Annotated in this window: 13 protein-coding genes and 3 pseudogenes; 10 read left to right on the top strand and 6 right to left on the bottom strand. The window is 72.5% G+C overall.

Annotated elements, in window-relative coordinates; all coding sequences use genetic code 11:
* The gene (locus IG90_RS43450) at positions 1-174 is read right to left on the bottom strand and encodes a hypothetical protein (RefSeq protein WP_209443554.1); all 174 of its coding nucleotides are present in this window, start codon (positions 172-174) and stop codon (positions 1-3) included.
* 7 nt (positions 175-181) lie between these two features.
* Here IG90_RS43450 and IG90_RS43445 point away from each other — a divergent pair.
* Positions 182-751 (top strand): annotated as a pseudogene (locus IG90_RS43445) (acyltransferase family protein); the annotation flags it as partial.
* A 47-nt stretch (positions 752-798) separates the two neighbouring features.
* Here IG90_RS43445 and IG90_RS47060 read toward each other — a convergent pair.
* Together IG90_RS47060 and IG90_RS43435 are read right to left on the bottom strand one after the other, a co-directional pair.
* Positions 799-900: pseudogene (locus tag IG90_RS47060) on the bottom strand (hypothetical protein); the annotation flags it as partial.
* Between the two features lie 33 nt (positions 901-933).
* On the bottom strand, positions 934-1,647 hold the full coding sequence (locus IG90_RS43435; protein ID WP_030581705.1) for a lipoprotein: 714 nt from the start codon (positions 1,645-1,647) through the stop codon (positions 934-936).
* 148 nt (positions 1,648-1,795) lie between these two features.
* On the opposite strand from IG90_RS43435, the gene IG90_RS0111750 reads away from it, so the two are divergent.
* The 5 genes from IG90_RS0111750 (at position 1,796) to IG90_RS0111730 (ending at position 10,451) form a co-directional block, all read left to right on the top strand.
* The gene (locus IG90_RS0111750; RefSeq protein ID WP_030581703.1) at positions 1,796-3,613 is read left to right on the top strand and encodes an ABC-F family ATP-binding cassette domain-containing protein; all 1,818 of its coding nucleotides are present in this window, start codon (positions 1,796-1,798) and stop codon (positions 3,611-3,613) included.
* 67 nt (positions 3,614-3,680) lie between these two features.
* Positions 3,681-5,351, top strand: a complete 1,671-nt coding sequence (locus IG90_RS0111745) for an outer membrane protein assembly factor BamB family protein (RefSeq protein WP_030581700.1) — start codon at positions 3,681-3,683, stop codon at positions 5,349-5,351.
* Between the two features lie 236 nt (positions 5,352-5,587).
* Positions 5,588-7,522: an outer membrane protein assembly factor BamB family protein gene (locus IG90_RS0111740; RefSeq protein WP_030581697.1), complete on the top strand. Its 1,935-nt coding sequence runs from the start codon at positions 5,588-5,590 to the stop codon at positions 7,520-7,522.
* 85 nt (positions 7,523-7,607) lie between these two features.
* Positions 7,608-9,488 (top strand): outer membrane protein assembly factor BamB family protein, encoded by a 1,881-nt coding sequence (locus tag IG90_RS0111735; protein WP_030581694.1) that lies wholly within the window; start codon positions 7,608-7,610, stop codon positions 9,486-9,488.
* Positions 9,489-9,740: 252 nt separating this feature from the next.
* Positions 9,741-10,451 (top strand): helix-turn-helix transcriptional regulator, encoded by a 711-nt coding sequence (locus IG90_RS0111730; protein ID WP_030581691.1) that lies wholly within the window; start codon positions 9,741-9,743, stop codon positions 10,449-10,451.
* A gap of 40 nt (positions 10,452-10,491) precedes the next feature.
* On the opposite strand, the pseudogene IG90_RS0111725 reads toward IG90_RS0111730, so the two are convergent.
* Positions 10,492-10,677, bottom strand: a pseudogene (locus IG90_RS0111725) (hypothetical protein); the annotation flags it as partial.
* Positions 10,678-10,835: 158 nt separating this feature from the next.
* Here IG90_RS0111725 and galT point away from each other — a divergent pair.
* Genes galT through galK form a run of 3 tightly spaced genes read left to right on the top strand, consistent with a single transcriptional unit; the run spans position 10,836 to position 14,106 of the window.
* Positions 10,836-11,879: a galactose-1-phosphate uridylyltransferase gene (gene galT, locus IG90_RS0111720; protein WP_030581685.1), complete on the top strand. Its 1,044-nt coding sequence runs from the start codon at positions 10,836-10,838 to the stop codon at positions 11,877-11,879.
* Positions 11,880-11,893: 14 nt separating this feature from the next.
* Positions 11,894-12,871 (top strand): UDP-glucose 4-epimerase GalE, encoded by a 978-nt coding sequence (gene galE / locus IG90_RS0111715; RefSeq protein ID WP_033894065.1) that lies wholly within the window; start codon positions 11,894-11,896, stop codon positions 12,869-12,871.
* Complete coding sequence (gene galK, locus IG90_RS0111710) at positions 12,868-14,106, top strand: galactokinase (protein ID WP_233436098.1); 1,239 nt, start codon at positions 12,868-12,870, stop codon at positions 14,104-14,106. The genes galE and galK overlap by 4 nt, the downstream gene beginning before the upstream one ends.
* A gap of 18 nt (positions 14,107-14,124) precedes the next feature.
* Here galK and IG90_RS0111705 read toward each other — a convergent pair whose 3' ends face one another.
* Positions 14,125-14,565: a GNAT family N-acetyltransferase gene (locus IG90_RS0111705; protein WP_030581676.1), complete on the bottom strand. Its 441-nt coding sequence runs from the start codon at positions 14,563-14,565 to the stop codon at positions 14,125-14,127.
* A 246-nt stretch (positions 14,566-14,811) separates the two neighbouring features.
* Between IG90_RS0111705 and IG90_RS0111700 the strand changes: the two genes are divergently transcribed.
* A complete protein-coding gene (locus IG90_RS0111700; RefSeq protein WP_030581673.1) occupies positions 14,812-15,597 on the top strand; it encodes a response regulator transcription factor in 786 nt (261 codons plus the stop codon).
* Here IG90_RS0111700 and IG90_RS0111695 read toward each other — a convergent pair.
* Positions 15,553-16,050 carry a MarR family winged helix-turn-helix transcriptional regulator gene (locus tag IG90_RS0111695; protein WP_030581671.1) on the bottom strand — a complete coding sequence of 166 codons (498 nt, stop codon included), beginning with the start codon at positions 16,048-16,050 and terminating at the stop codon, positions 15,553-15,555. The genes IG90_RS0111700 and IG90_RS0111695 overlap by 45 nt on opposite strands.
* Between the last annotated feature and the right edge of the window lie 10 nt (positions 16,051-16,060).

Below are 16,060 nucleotides of genomic sequence, written 5' to 3'. Positions count from 1 at the left end.
TCACTGCCAGCGGTACGGCGTGATGCTGGGGTCGTAGGAGCAGGTGACCATCGTCCGGTTGGTGGCCATGAGGGTGCGGCCCCGGTCGGCCTTCGCGCAGAACTGTCCGTCGACGACGGGGTGCCCGTTGGACGTGCAGGCGTAGCCCTGCTTGCCGTCGGGGCAGGCGGTCATCGAGCCGCCGGCCGGCTTCGCCCTGCTCTGCCACGGCCTCTGGCTCGTCGGCGCGGTCGAACTGCTCCGCGCCCCGGCCGCCCGCCTGCTGGAGCGCCCCCGGGTCTGGCGCACGGTGGTGGCGGCCAACGGGGTGGCGATGACCGCGTTCCTCTGGCACCTCACGGCGATGTTCGGGGTGTACGGGGCCATGCTCGCCCTCGACGTCCCGCTCCCCGAGCCCGCGTCGGCCGCCTGGTGGGCCCAGGTCCCCCTGCGGATCGCGCTGGCGGCGGCCCTCACCGCCGGGCTCGTCGCGGCCTTCCGCCCCTTCGAACGCCCGGCCCCGGCGACCCCCGGAGCCGGCGGCGCCGGCCCGCTCGCGGCCCTCGGTGCGACGCTCTGCCTGCTCGGCGTCCTGGGCCTGTCCATGGTCGGCTTCGGCGGCCTCCTGGACGGCCGGACGGCCCTGCTGATCGCGGTTCCGGTCAGCGCCCCGGCCGCCGTCGCGATGACCCTGTGCGGCTGGCTGCTGGTGGAGCGCGCGGGGCGGGGGCCGGGCGGGCGGGCGGCCGGAAGTCGGCGGCCGTGGTGGTAGCGGCAGGCGGCGATGCGGACCTCGTCGTCGACCACCTCGGGGATGAGCCGGTGCTCGTCGGTGATGCGGCGGGACCGGTAGCCGTGGAAGCCGTGCTTCCGAGGTTCCGGCGGGGTGCCGGGCCGCCGCAGCCCTCCCCGCCCCCGCACCGCCCGGGGCGACACCAGCGGCACCGACACCCGTCAGCCGAGCTTCAGGGATTTCTTCGCCAGCTCGAACGCCGGCAGCATCTGCGCGTGCTCCTCGGAGTCCAGCCCGCCCAGGTGCACCACGACCGGGCCGTCGGGCGTCGTGACGGCGAAGGCGCGTTCCTTCTTCGACTCGTCCATCAGCTCGCTGTACACGGTGTAGCCGACCTCGGCGGCCTCGAGCGCACCTGCCGTCACCTGCGTGTAGGTGGCCTTGCTCGCGTTCGGGTCGTCCGCCACGAAGGCCTTCAGAACCGCGCGCGGGTCGTCATCGGACGCCTCGCCCTGCCACACCCGGAGGAAGCCGATGCTCCCCGCCGGCTTGGCGTCGATCTCGCAGACCACCTTCACGGTGCCCTGCTCGGTCAGGTCGGCCAGCTCCTCGGCCAGCTCGGAGTCCAGCTCCGTCGAGGCCCCCCGAGGCTTCCAGTGCGCGGCGGTATCGAAGGTCACCGGCAGGTCGCACGCCGAACCCGCGCCTCCGACCCGCCCGCCCTTCTCCGCCACCTTCGGGGCGTCGGCCTCGGCCTCGTCCGCCCCGGTCTTCTCCGCCCCGGCCTCGTCCGCCGCCTTCGCGGGTGCGCTGCCGACCGCCGGTCCGCCCGGCCTCTCGTCGCCCGCCCCGGCCGACGACGAACAGCCGGCCAGCGTCACCGCCGCCAGGACCGCCGGTATCAGGCCCCGTACCGTGCCACGCGCCATCGTCATGAAGTCCCCCACCCCGGATGTCTTCCGCACCGCTCCGACCTGGGGCTACTCCCCATGATCGATCGCGGCACGTTATCGCACCCCGCGCGGCGACTACTCTGGTACGTCGAGCGGTCCTCGCCGCAGGGACCCCCGGGACAGGAGTGAAATGGCCGTCAATCTGGTCAATGTCGAGCAGGTCAGCAAGGTGTACGGCACCCGTGCCCTGCTCGACGGTGTATCCCTCGGGGTGTCCGAGGGCGACCGGATCGGTGTCGTGGGCCGCAACGGCGACGGCAAGACCACCCTCATCCGGATGCTCGCCAAGCTGGAGGACGCCGACACCGGCCGCGTCACCCACAACGGCGGGCTGCGTCTCGGCGTCCTCACCCAGCACGACTCCCTGGACCCGGCGAAGACCGTCCGCCAGGAGGTCATCGGCGATCTCGCCGACCACGAGTGGGCGGGCAGCTCCAAGATCCGTGACGTGCTCACCGGGCTCTTCGGCGGCCTCGCCCTCCCCGGCTTCGAGCACGGGCTCGACACCGTCATCGCCCCGCTCTCCGGTGGCGAGCGCCGCCGTATCGCCCTGGCCAAGCTCCTCATCGAGGAGCAGGACCTGATCGTCCTCGACGAGCCCACCAACCACCTCGACGTCGAGGGCATCTCCTGGCTGGCCGGCCACCTGCGGACCCGGCGCTCCGCCCTCGTCTGCGTCACCCACGACCGGTGGTTCCTCGACCAGGTCTGCACCCGCATGTGGGACGTGCAGCGCGGCACCGTCCACGAGTACGAGGGCGGCTACAGCGACTACGTGTTCGCCCGCGCCGAGCGGGAACGCATCGCCTCCACCGAGGAGTCCAAGCGGCAGAACCTGATGCGCAAGGAGCTGGCCTGGCTGCGCCGCGGCGCCCCCGCCCGTACCTCCAAGCCGCGCTACCGCATCGAGGCCGCCAACGAGCTCATCGCCGACGTGCCGCCGCCGCGCGACACCAGCGAGCTGATGAAGTTCGCCAACGCCCGCCTCGGCAAGACCGTGTTCGACCTGGAGGACGTGACCGTCCAGGCCGGGCCCAAGACGCTCCTCACCCACCTCACCTGGCAGCTCGGCCCCGGCGACCGCGTCGGCCTGGTCGGCGTCAACGGCGCGGGCAAGACCTCGCTGCTGCGCGCGCTCGCCGAGGCCTGCCGCACCCAGGGCGACGAGCAGCCCGCCGCCGGGAAGGTCGTCGTCGGCAAGACCGTCAAGCTCGCCTACCTCTCCCAGGAGGTCTCCGAGCTGAACCCGAACCTCCGCGTGCTGGAGGCCGTCCAGCAGGTGCGCGACCGGGTCGACCTCGGCAAGGGCCGCGAGATGACCGCGGGCCAGCTCTGCGAGCAGTTCGGCTTCACCAAGGAGAAGCAGTGGACGCCCGTCGGCGACCTCTCCGGCGGCGAGCGCCGCCGGCTCCAGATCCTGCGGCTGCTGATGGACGAGCCCAACGTCCTCTTCCTCGACGAGCCCACCAACGACCTCGACATCGAGACCCTTACCCAGCTGGAGGACCTTCTCGACAGCTGGCCCGGGTCGATGATCGTGATCTCCCACGACCGGTTCTTCATCGAGCGGACCACGGACAAGGTCATGGCGCTCCTCGGCGACCGCGCCCTGCGGATGCTCCCGCGCGGGATCGACGAGTACCTGGAGCGCCGCCAGAAGATGGAGGAGGAGTCCACCCCCTCCGCCGCCGCGCCCCGTACGCCCACCGGATCCGCCGCGGCCCCGGCCGTATCGGCGCAGGAGGCCCGCGCCGCGAAGAAGGAGCTGCAGAAGGTCGAGCGGCAGCTCGACAAGCTCTCCACCCGGGAGACCGCGCTGCACAAGCAGATCGCGGACAACGCCACCGACTTCGAGAAGGTCGCGGGGCTCGACGCCGAACTGCGTGAACTCGTCACCGAGCGCGACGAGTTGGAGATGCGCTGGTTGGAGCTGGCCGAGGACGCCTGACGGAGACCGGTGCGGCAGGTGGTAGAACGGGGCGGCAGGGACCGTACGTTCGAGGGGGAGTACACCGATGTCGCAGCCGCCGCCGCAGGGCAGGCCGGGGGAGCAGGAGGGCTTCGGCGCTCCGTACGAACCGCAGCCCGGTGCGTACGGAGCCCCCGTGCAACCCCAGCCGCAGCCCGGCCCGTACGGTCAGCCGTCCACGGCGCCGTACGGCTACCCGCAGCCGCAGCCGCAGCCGCAGCCGCAGCCGCCCACCGTGCCGTACGGCTACCCGGGGCCCCAGCACCAGCCCTCCGGCGGACGCTCGCGGGGCCGGGTCGCGGGTCTCGTCGCCGCCGTGCTCGCCGGAGTCCTCGTCGTCGGGACGGGCGTCTGGTTCGCGGTGGGCGGCGATGACGGCGCCGACGACAAGAAGCCCGTCGCGAGGGAGAGCACCGCCCCGAAGCAGCCCAGCGCCGAGCCGAGCCCGAAGGCGACGCCCGCCCCGGGTGCCGCGGAGCTCAACAAGGGCCGCAAGGAGGGCGAGGCCAAGGTCCGCTGGGTCCGGAAGAACGACGTGGACGTGCCGGCGGCCGGCGCCGCCGTGCGCGGTCCGTGGATCACGGGCGGCGTCGTGGCCAAGGCCATGTACCGCACGGCGACCGGCTATTCCCTCGAGGACGGCTCGCAGAAGTGGAGCCTGCGCCTGCCGGCCGACGTCTGCGCCTCGCCGACTCTGCCGAGCGCGGACGGCGAGATCGTCATCGGCATCAGGGAAGGCACCGACGAAGGTGCGGCCTGCGAGAAGCTCCAGATGATCGACCTGGCCACCGGCAAGGCGGGCTGGACCGCCACGCTCGACCGTTCCGGGATGCAGGACGGGCTGTCGGACATCGTCATGGCGGTCAACGGCGACGTCCTGACGGTCGGACGCACGACCCGTACCGACGCCTACCGGATCAGCGACGGCAAGCATCTGTGGGACCGGCTGCCGGGCTTCTGCCAGCCGTACGGCTTCGCCAGCGGCGACGTCCCGCTCGCCGCGGTCGACTGCCGCAAGGCTCCGAGCGACGACGACACACCCGACGAGGAAGTGCGGCGCATGGACCCGGCCACCGGCAGGACCGTGTGGACGTACAAGGTCAAGAAGGGCTGGAAGATCGACCAGTTCTACTCGGTCGACCCGCCGGTAGTCTCGCTGCGCCAGGACGGGCTGGAGCCGAAGTGGGCCATCGCGCTCCTGAACACCGACGGCACCTACCGCGCTCAGCCCGTCCCCGGCAAGGAGGACTTCGAGGTCCGGTGCGGCGAGCAGGGCGAGAACCTCGACGACTGCATCGGTGCGGCCGCCGACGCCGACACGCTCTACCTCGCCACGAAGCCCGAGTACGTGGACGGCGAGTTCACCAACGCCGTAGTCGCCTTCGACCTGGACACCGGCAAGACCAAGTGGAAGGTGCCGGCGCCGCCCGCGCAGACGCTGCAGCCGATGAGGGTCGAGGACGGCAAGGTGCTGCTGTACCTCAGCCCGCCGGACTCGAAGGCCAGGACCGGCGGCGGCATCATGGCGCTCGGACCGCAGGGCGGCGCTCTGCGAACGGTCCTGCGGCATCCGGCGTCGGCCGCGACGGCCGAGCACGTCTTCGAGCCCGCTATCCGCTATTCCGACGGACGCTCCCTGATCGTCATCGGCCGCGTCGGCGGGGACAGTGACGAGGAAGAGATGGACGTGCGGACGATCATCGCCTTCGGTGACTGACCATCACCTCCGTCCGGGGCGTAACAAGGGCATCACAAGGCGGTTCTCCCTTGGGAACAGGGGGTGGACCGATCCGGTGGCGGGTGGCGGACGGGTGGTACAAAGAAGCCCCGCCCGACTGTCGTAACACCGCGGAAGCCATGCCCGATTCGCTCCTTTCCGAGGGGAATTGACCCCTCTCGGAATCGCGGGGGAGACCGAATCGGGCACCGGACCGCACGAAGGGGGACGTGCTGATGAGCCAGCCGCCCAGCCAGCAACCGCCGCAGGGAGGCTTCGGGGCTCCGCAGGAGCCGCCGAACGAAGCTCCTCAGCCGCCCCAGGACCAGCCGGACCTGGCCAAGCCGCCGCAGACGCCGCCCGGTCAGCCGCCCCAGGGCCCGCCCCCCGCAGAGCCCCCGGCCGGCCCGCCGCAGACGCCCCCGCCGGGCGCCCCGTCGTACGGCTACCCGCAGCAGCCCCCGGCGCAGCCCGGTTACGGCTACCCGCAGCAGCCCGGCCAGGCCCCCGGCCCGTACGGCCAGGCCCCCGGCCCGTACGGCCAGCAGCCCGGCCCCTACGGCCAGCAGGCCCCGGGCCCGTACGGCCAGCAGGCCCCGGGCCCGTACGGCCAGCAGGCTCCCGGCCCGTACGGCCAGCAGCCCCAGCCCGGTTACGGCTACCCGCAGCAGCAGTACCCCGGCGCCCCCGCCCCCGGCGGACCGGGTTCCGGCGGTGGCGGGTTCCTCAAGGGCAAGACCGGCATCATCGTCGCGGCGGCGCTCGCCGTGGTCCTGGCCGCCGGAGCCGGCACCTGGTTCCTCGTGAGCGACAGCGGCGACGAGGACAAGAAGCCCGTCGCCACCACCAGCAACGACCCCAAGCCCCCGAGCGAGTCGCCCACGGTCGACGCGGGCGACGGCACCGGCGACGGCCGCGAGGCGGACGACGACCTCAACGCCGGGCGCAAGCCGGGCGAGGCGAAGGTCGCCTGGCTCCAGAAGAACGACGTCGACCTGCCGCGCAACGGCTCCTCCGTCCACGGCCCCTGGTTCTCCGGCGACGTGATCGCCAAGGCCATGTACCGGGGCGTCTCCGGCTACTCCGTCGCCGACGGCAAGCAGAAGTGGACCCTGCCGCTCCCCGCCGACGTGTGCGCCGCGCCCACCTCCCCGACCGCCGACGGCAAGATCGTCATCGGCGTGAAGGACGGCACCACGGACCGGGCCAACTGCTCCGTCCTCCAGATGATCGACCTCAACACCGGCAAGGCCGGCTGGAAGAAGACGGTCAAGAAGAACGGTAACTGGGACTTCCTGTCGGACATCGGTCTGGCGATCAGCGGCGACACCGTCACCGTGGGGCGCACCAGCAACTCCAACGCCTACCGGGTCAGCGACGGCAAGGAGCTGTTCGGCAACCCCGAGGGCAACTGCAAGCCCTTCGCCTTCGCCGGCGGCGCGAAGCTGATCGCCGCGGTCAACTGCCGCACCGACGACGTCAAGAACCCGCAGCACCAGGTCCAGGAGCTGAACCCGGTCACCGGCAAGCCCAAGTGGACGTACCAGCCGCCGCGCGGCTGGGAAGTCGGCAAGGTCTACTCGGTCAGCCCGCTCGTCGTGAAGCTCGACCACGAGGAGAAGAAGCAGTACGCCATCGCCGCGCTCACCGAGAGCGGCAAGCTCCGGTCCCAGCTCTCGCCCGCCAGGGGCGACGCGCTCACCGCCGACTGCGGGAGCGGCTTCGCGGTCTTCGGCCAGAAGCTCGAAGGGTGCAGCGGCGTCGCCGCCGACGCCAACACCTTCTACATCGCGACCAAGGACGACACCAGCGGGACCGCCCGGACGAACAAGGTCATCGCCTTCGACCTGAACACCGGAAAGCCCAAGTGGGAGGCGCCCGCCCCGGCCGAGCGCGTCCTGAAGCCGCTGGGCATGGAGGGCGGCGACGTGGTGCTCTACATGCGCCCGAAGTACGACGCCGCCGGCGCCATCGTGACGCTCCCGCCGACCGGCGGCACACCGAAGACGCTGCTCCAGCACCCGGAGTCGGCCGGCCGGATCGAGAACGGATTCTTCTCGGCCAAGGTCGTCTACCAGGGCGACCGGTCCTTCATCTTCAGCGAGCGCGTGAGCGCGAGCAACGACAAGGAAGAGCTGGAGCAGTCGACCCTGCTGGTGTTCGAGAAGTGACGGCTCGCCCCGGCGTCCGACAGCAGCCGGCCCCTTCCGGTTCCCCGCGCCCCCACACCCACTCGTCTCCCGAGGTACGCACACCATGACCCAGCCGCCCCAGCCACCGCAGCAGCCGCCCAACGAGCCGCAGAACACGCCCCCGACGCCGGCCGGGCCGCCCTCCGGTGGGTTCGGTGCGCCGCAGGACCCGCCGCCGGGAGGGTTCGGCCAGCCGACCCCGCCGCCCGCGGACCCCTTCGGCAAGCAGCCGCAGCAGCCGCCCGCCGCGCCGCAGGACGCGCCCGCCGGGGGCTACGGCACCCCGCCGCCCCCGTCGCCGGGCGGCTACCCCACCCCGCCCGCGCCGCAGCCGAACGGATACGGCTACCCCCAGGCCGCGCAGCAGGGTTACGGCTACCCGCAGGGGCCCGCCGGCCAGCCCGGGATGCCGCAGCAGGGTTACGGCTACCCGACCCAGCCGATGCAGCCGCAGTACGGGGCCCCGCAGCCGGACGGCAACGGCGGCAAGAAGTTCACCACCCAGATGCAGATCATCGTCGCCGCGGCCGTCGCCGTGGTGCTGATCATCGGCGCCGGGGTCATCTACGCCTCCACCGGCGACGACGGCAAGGGCGGCGGGAACGAGGCCTCCTCGTCCGGCTCCACCGGCGGCGAGGCCAAGGGCGGCGAGAGCGGCGGCCTGGCCGGCGGCGACGAGAAGGCACCCGCCAACACCAAGTCCCAGGTCGCCTTCCAGCTCCCGGAGCCGGTGGTCACCGACATCACCACGGTCATGGGCTCCTGGCTCACCGACAAGGCGTACGTGAAGTCCGGCGTCGCCGAGATCACCGCCTACGACCGCGACAAGGGCACCAAGCTCTGGTCCATCCCGCTGCCCGGCGAGGTCTGCTCCGCCTCCCGGCACATGAGCGAGGACTACAGGACCGCCATCGTCTTCGAGGAGACGAAGGCGACCAAGGAGAACAAGTACCCGTCGTGCAACCAGGTCGGCGCGATCGACCTGACCGCCGGCAAGCTCCTGTGGAGCAAGGGCGTCACCTCCGCCACCGGCGGTGACAAGCAGATCCGCTTCGACGAGGTCACGCTCAGCGGGACCACCGTCGCCGCCGGCGGCACCTCGGGCGGCGCGGCCTTCAAGCTGGAGGACGGCGCCGAGCTCTGGAAGCCGAAGGTCGGCGCGGACGGCTGCTACGACCGCGGCTACGGGGGCGGCGAAGCCCTCGCCGTGGTCCGCAAGTGCGGTACGTACGACAGCCCGCAGCTCACCGTGCAGGCGCTGAACCCGACGACCGGCGCCCCGCTGTCCTCGTTCCAGATGCCCGCGGGCGTCGACTACGCGAGCATCGTCTCCACCAAGCCGCTGGTGGTCGCGGCCGACGTCGGCGACACCGCCGGCGACGGCAGCAGCATCTCCGACTTCTTCTCGATCGACGCGGCGACCGGCAAGCTGATCGTGCGCATCTCCGCCGACGCCGAGCAGTACGCGGCCCGCTGCGGCTCCACCGAGGTCGAGCGCTGCCAGAACCTGGCCGTCGGCAACAACCGGCTCTACCTGCCGACCGAGAACCACGACGGCACCAGCGAGTACGGCGAGACCAACGAGGTCGTCGCCTTCGACCTGACCACCGGGAAGCTCCTCGGCGGCCGGGCCGACGCGGGCGACCGCTACAGCCTGATCCCGCTGCGGATGGACGGCACCAACGTCATCGCGTACAAGGAGCCCCCCTACGACAAGGGCGGCCAGATCGTCTCCATCGACGGTGAGACCTTCAAGCAGACCCTGCTGATGGAGAACCCGAGCAACGAGGCGGTCCGGGAGGCGGAGCGGCGGTTCTCCACCGACCACTCCGAACTCCTGTACTCCGACGGCCACTTCTTCAAGTCGAAGATCCTGGTCAGCAAGCGCAGCGTCGTCGACGCCGACGACAAGCTCTACCTCGTCGTCGGCTACCGCACCGACTGACCACCGCTCACCTCCACGAGCGGCGCGATCCGCGCTCCAGGCCCTGCCGGTCGATCACCGACCGGCAGGGCCGATCGTTTTCCATCGCCGAGCCGATCACCGACAGCCGGTCAACGAGCCCCGACCCGCGCAGAATTCGGCATTCTGGGGGCTTCCCCCACAGAAGGGCCGCGCGGCGTCGGACAAGCGTGTAGCTTGCCGGGGCAGGAGTCCGGGGGGCCGGGCGAACAGGGCTTTGGGGGCTGAGGACCGATGGGCGTGCGGCTCATGGTGGTCGATGATCACCGTCTGCTCGCCGAGGCACTCGCCTCGGCGCTGAAACTGCGCGGGCACCGGGTGCTCGCGGCGGCCGCGCCGACGTCCGGGGCCGCGGAACTGGTGGTCAGCAGGGCCCCGGAGGTCTGCCTGTTCGGTACGGCCTCGCCCGCCGCCCCCGGGGCCTTCGACCCGATCACGCGCATCGGGCGGGAGCGTCCGCAGGTGGCGGTGGTGGTCCTCGGGCCGGTGCCCAGCCCGCGCGGGATCGCCGCGGCGTTCGCCGCCGGGGCCGCGGGGTACGTCCGGCACGACGAGCGCATCGAGGGCGTCGAGCGGGCCATGCTCAAGGCGCGGGCGGGGGAGAGCGCCATCGCCCCGCAGCTGCTGCGGGGGGCCTTCGCCGAACTGCTCAACCCGGCCGCCCAGCCCGACGACGAGGGGCGGCGGCTGCTGCGGATGCTCACCCCGCGCGAGGCGGAGGTGCTGGTGCGGGTCGCCGAGGGCGAGGACACCCGGCTGATCGCGGCCGGGATGGACATCGCCCCGAGCACCGCCCGCACCCATGTCCAGCGGGTCCTGATGAAACTCGGGGTCGGCTCCCGCCTCGAAGCCGCCGCGCTCGCCGCCCGTACGGGACTGCTGGAGCGGGCCGCGGGCAACGGCGGCATGCCGCAGGGGCCGTACGTCCCCGGGCAGAGCGGGTGACGTAGGGCCCTGCGGGACGTGAACGGACGGGCTTGCGGCCTCAGCCCGCGTCGGACTCCGGTGACGGCGCCGGTTCCGGAGCCGCCGGGGCCTCGGCAGGGCGCGGCCTCATCCGGACCAGGAAGAACAGGCCGGGCGCCGGCATGGCGAGGCCCGTCCGGACGCCCTCGGTCTTCTTCGGGCCGGCGTCGGACGGGCTGATGCCGGCGACTGTGACGATCACGCCGAGGGATCTCGGTGGCGCCGAGGTTCGGCCGCCCGTGAGGAGTCCGCGACGAGTGCCGTGCCGTGCCGTGCCGTGCGGGCGGCCGAACCATTGACGGAGATGTTCGTTCATGGTTTGTTGTGTGCGATTGTGTTGGGAGGATCTGGTGGAGGACCCTGGTGAAGAAGACGGTTACGACCCTCGCCGACGGCCGTGAGCTGATCTACTACGACTCCGCGGACGACACCGTCCGCGACGCCGTCGACCGTCGCCCCCTGGATCCCGTCTCGACCTCGTCCGAGATCCGCCGCGACCCGCTGCTCGGCGACGCCGTCGCCATCGCCTCGCACCGCCAGGCCCGGACCTACCACCCGCCGGCCGACGCCTGCCCGCTCTGCCCCACCCGGGACGGGCGGCAGAGCGAGATCCCCGACGACCACTACGACGTCGCGGTCTTCGAGAACCGCTTCCCCTCCCTGGCCGGCGACTCCGGCCGCTGCGAGGTCGTCTGCTTCACCTCCGACCACGACGCGTCCTTCGCCGGCCTCACCGAGGAGCAGACCGCCCTCGTCCTAGCCGCCTGGACCGACCGCACCGCCGCGCTGGCCGCACTCGACCAGGTCACCCAGGTCTTCTGCTTCGAGAACCGCGGCGCCGAGATCGGCGTCACCCTCGGCCACCCGCACGGCCAGATCTACGGCTACCCCTTCGTCACCCCGCGCACCGAACTGATGCTCCGCTCGGCCGCCCGCCACCGCGAGGAGACCGGCCGCAACCTCTTCGACGACGTCGTCGCCCGCGAGGAGAAGGACGGCTCGCGCATCGTCCTCGCCACCGACCACTGGACCGCCTTCGTCCCGTACGCGGCGCACTGGCCCTACGAGGTCCACCTCCACCCCCGCCGCCGCGTCCCCGACCTGCGGGAACTGGACGAGGAGGCGCGGACGGAGTTCCCGCAGGTCTATCTGGAACTCCTGAGGCGCTTCGACCGGATCTTCGGACCCGCCGAGCCGCCGACCCCGTACATCTCCGCCTGGCACCAGGCGCCGTTCAGGGTCCCCGGACGGGAGGACTTCGCCCTGCATCTGGAGCTTTTCACCATTCGCCGGACCTCCGGCAAGCTGAAGTTCCTCGCGGGATCCGAGTCCGGCATGAGCGTGTTCATCAACGACGTGCCGCCGGAGGCCGCGGCCGAGCGACTGCGAGAGGTAGCGAGCAAGTGAGTAACCCCCAGAACGTGAGCGACCCGAAGAAGTACCTGGTCACCGGCGGCGCCGGATACGTCGGCAGCGTCGTCGCCCAGCACCTGCTGGAGGCCGGGCACGCGGTGACGGTCCTGGACGACCTCTCCACCGGCTTCCGCGCCGGAGTCCCGGCCGGCGCCACGTTCATCGAGGGCCGCGTCCAGGACGCCGCCCGCCACCTGGACCCCTCCTACGACGGCGTCCTGCACTTCGCCGCGTTCTCGCAGGTCGGCGAGTCCGTCGTCGACCCGGAGAAGTACTGGGTCAACAACGTCGGCGGCACCACCACCCTGCTCGCCGCGATGCGCGAGCACGGCGTGCGCACCCTCGTCTTCTCCTCCACCGCCGCCACCTACGGCGAACCGGTCTCCAGCCCCATCACCGAGACCGCCCCCACCGCCCCCACCAGCCCCTACGGCGCGTCCAAGCTCGCCGTCGACCACATGATCAGCGGCGAGGCCACCGCCCACGGCCTGGCGGCCGTCTCGCTGCGCTACTTCAACGTGGCCGGGGCCTACGGAAGTTGCGGCGAGCGCCACACCCCCGAGTCCCATCTCATCCCGCTGGTCCTCCAAGTGGCCCTGGGGCAGCGCGAGTCGATCTCCGTGTACGGCGACGACTACCCCACCCCCGACGGCACCTGCGTCCGCGACTACATCCACGTCGCCGACCTCGCCGACGCCCACCTGCTGGCCCTCAGGGCCGCCACCCCCGGCGAACACCTGATCTGCAACCTCGGCAACGGCAACGGCTTCTCGGTCCGCGAGGTCATCGAGACCGTCCGCAAGGTCACCGGCCACGCGGTCCCCGAGACCGCCGCCCCCCGCCGCGGTGGCGACCCGGCCGTCCTCGTCGCCTCCGCCGCCACCGCCGTCGAGCGCCTCGGCTGGCGGCCGACCCGCGCCGACCTGGCCGGAATCATCGCCGACGCCTGGCAGTTCGCCCGCCGAGAGGACACGACCACGCCATGACCGAGACCACCGAGCCGTCCACGGCCTCCGCGGAGCCGTCCGGGACCGACCCCGACGCGACCGCTGCCGAGCAGCACGGGACCGACCCCGCCAGCACCTTCACCGAGCTGTACGGAACCGAGCCCGACGGCATCTGGGCGGCACCCGGACGAGTGAACCTCATCGGCGAGTACACCGACTTCAACGACGGCTTCGTCCTGCCGCTCGCCCTCCCGCACACCGCCCGCGCGGCCGTCTCCCGCCGTGACGACGGCGTCCTGCGGCTGTACTCCTCCGACGTCCCCGGCGGCGTCGTCTCGCTGCGGGTCGACGAACTCGCCCCGCACCCCGGCCACGGCTGGGCCGCCTACCCGGCGGGCGTGCTCTGGGCGCTGCGCGAGGCCGGCCACCCGGTCACCGGGGCGGACATCGCTCTCACCTCCACCGTGCCCACCGGCGCCGGACTCTCCTCCTCCGCCGCCCTCGAAGTCGTCACCGCGCTCGCCCTGAACGACCTCTTCGACCTGGGCCTCCCCGCGGCCGAACTCGCCGTGACCGGCCGCCGCGCCGAGAACGACTTCGTCGGCGTGCCCTGCGGGATCATGGACCAGATGGCCTCGGCCTGCTGCACCGAGGGCCACGCCCTCCACCTGGACACCCGCGACCTCTCCCTGCGCCAGGTCCCCTTCGACCTGGCCTCCCAGGGCCTGACGCTCCTGGTCGTCGACACCCGGGTCAAGCACGCGCTCGGCGACGGCGCGTACGCGGAGCGCCGGGCCGGCTGCGAGGAGGGCGCCCGGCTGCTCGGCATACCGATGCTGCGCGACCTGCCGTACGCGAACCTCGACGCGGCGCTCACCACCCTCGCCGACGCCGGGGCGGACGAGTCCGTGATCCGCTGCGTACGCCATGTCGTCGGCGAGAACCGCCGGGTCGAGCAGGTCATCGCCCTGCTCGACGGGGGCGACGTCCGGGCCGCGGGCCCCGTCCTGAACGAGGGCCACCGCTCCCTCCGCGACGATCTGCGGGTCTCCTGCCCCGAGTTGGACCTGGTGGTCGAGGCGGCGATGGCGGCCGGTGCGCTCGGTGCGCGGATGACCGGTGGCGGCTTCGGCGGCTCGGCGGTCGTCCTGGTGGAGGAGGCGGCGGCCGGCACCGTGGCCAAGGCCGTCAGCGAGGCGTTCGCGGCGGCCGGACACGCGGCCCCCGGGATCTTCGACGCCATCCCGTCGGCCGGAGCGCGCCGACTGCGCTGAGCCCGCGGCGTCCCGCGCTCACAGGTCCTTGACCAGGATGAACTCGGTGACGCCCGGCGGGTAGTCGGCGACCCGGCCGATCTCCTGGTACCCCTGCTTGCGGTAGAAGCCGGGGGCCTGGAAGTCCCAGGTCTCCAGCCGTGAGCGGGTGCAGGCGCGCTCGGTGCGGGCGGTCCGTTCGGCCTCGGCGAGCAGGCGCGCGCCGAGGCCGGAGCCCCGGTGCCGGGCGTCGACCCAGAGCAGGTCGACATGCAGCCAGTACGCCCAGGTCCGCCCGGTCAGCCCGCCGGCCAGGGCGCCGTGCTCGTCCAACGCCCACACCTCCAGCGGAACTTCGTGCTCGGCAGCGGTGGAAAGCAGCGCACGCAGGCCGGCCGAAGCCGCCACGTTGTCCTCGTGCAGACGCCCGCTCAGCAGAATGCGACGTTCTCTGTCTACTTCTGTCTCAAGACGGAACATGAAGCACACCCTAAACACCGGGGGCAACCAGTTCGGCGAATCGCCTTCCCCTCGTGGCCACCGCCCGTACGCTGATGCTCAGCACCGGTGGGGGCCGGTGCCGATTCAGGGGAGCGAGAGAGCCGGGTACGGCGTCCGGGGCAGGGCGGCAGGCGGTTCGACGGCGGCGGCCGTCGGCGTCGCCAGGCCGCAGCGAAGCCCCGGACGTCGTACCCGCGGCTTTCCGCCCCCACCGATGGGGGTTCTGTGGCGCGTATCCGGGTTCTGGTGGTCGACGACCACCGCATCTTCGCCGAGTCGCTGGCGGCGGCCCTCGCGGCCGAACCGGACGTGGACGTCTCGGCCGCGGGCAGCGGCCCCGCCGCGCTGCGCGCTCTGGAGCGCGCGGCCACCGAGGGGCGCGGTTACGACGTGCTGCTGGTGGACGCCGAGCTGGGCGCCCTGACGACCGGCGGCACGCACCCCGTCCCCGCGCCCCGGCCGGAGGAGGGGAGCGTCGTCGACGGCATCTCGCTGGTCGCCGGGGTCCGCTCGAACCGGCCCGCCGTGCGGTCGGTGGTGCTCGCCGAGAAGGACGACCCGCGGGCCGCGGCCCGCGCGCTCCAGGCGGGGGCCTCGGGCTGGGTGGCCAAGGACTGCTCGCTGCAACGGCTGCTGTCGGTGATCCGGGGCGTGCTGCGCGACGAGACGCATCTGCCGCCCGCCCTGCTCACCGGCGTACTGCGGGAACTGACCGCCGCTCGCAGGCACCGCACCGAGAGCGAGCGGCTGGTGGAGTCGCTGACGCCCCGGGAGCGCGAGGTGCTGCGCTGCATGATCGCGGGGCTCGGCCGCAAGGCGGTCGCCGAGCGGCTGTTCCTGTCCCCGCACACGGTACGCACCCATATGCAGAACGTGCTGGGCAAGCTCGGGGTGCACTCGACGCTGGCCGCGGTGGCGCTGGCCCGCCGGGCGGGGGTCGGCCCCGCCGAGCCGGCGACGCGTCCCCTAAGTGGGGATGTTGTCGAACGGGGCGGTCAACTGGCGCAGTAGCCCGGCCAGTTCACCCCGCTGGTGGCGGGAGAGCTCGCCGAGGATGGCGCGCTCCTGGTCGAGCAGCCCGGCCAGCGACTGGTCGGCCTTGTCACGCCCCTCGGCCGTGAGCCGGACGAGGACGCCGCGCCGGTCGCTCGGGTCGGGCAGCCGCTCGACGAGGTTCTTCTTGGTCAGCCGGTCGATGCGGTTGGTCATCGTGCCCGAGGTGACCAGGGTCTGGGTGAGCAGCTGCCCGGGGGAGAGCTGGTACGGGGCGCCGGCCCGGCGCAGCGACGTCAGTACGTCGAACTCCCACGGCTCCAGGTTGTGCTCGGCGAAGGCTATGCGGCGGGCCCGGTCCAGGTGGCGCGCCAGGCGGGAGACGCGGCTGAGCACCTCGAGTGGTTCCACGTCGAGGTCGGGGCGCTCTCGGCGCCATGCAGCGACCAGTCGGTCGACCTCGTCCTCCATATCGATCAGT

The organism is Streptomyces anulatus (assembly GCF_000721175.1).
In the GTDB taxonomy this organism is placed as follows: Bacteria; Actinomycetota; Actinomycetes; order Streptomycetales; family Streptomycetaceae; genus Streptomyces; species Streptomyces anulatus_C.
This window is presented reverse-complemented; position numbering and strand designations above follow the sequence as displayed.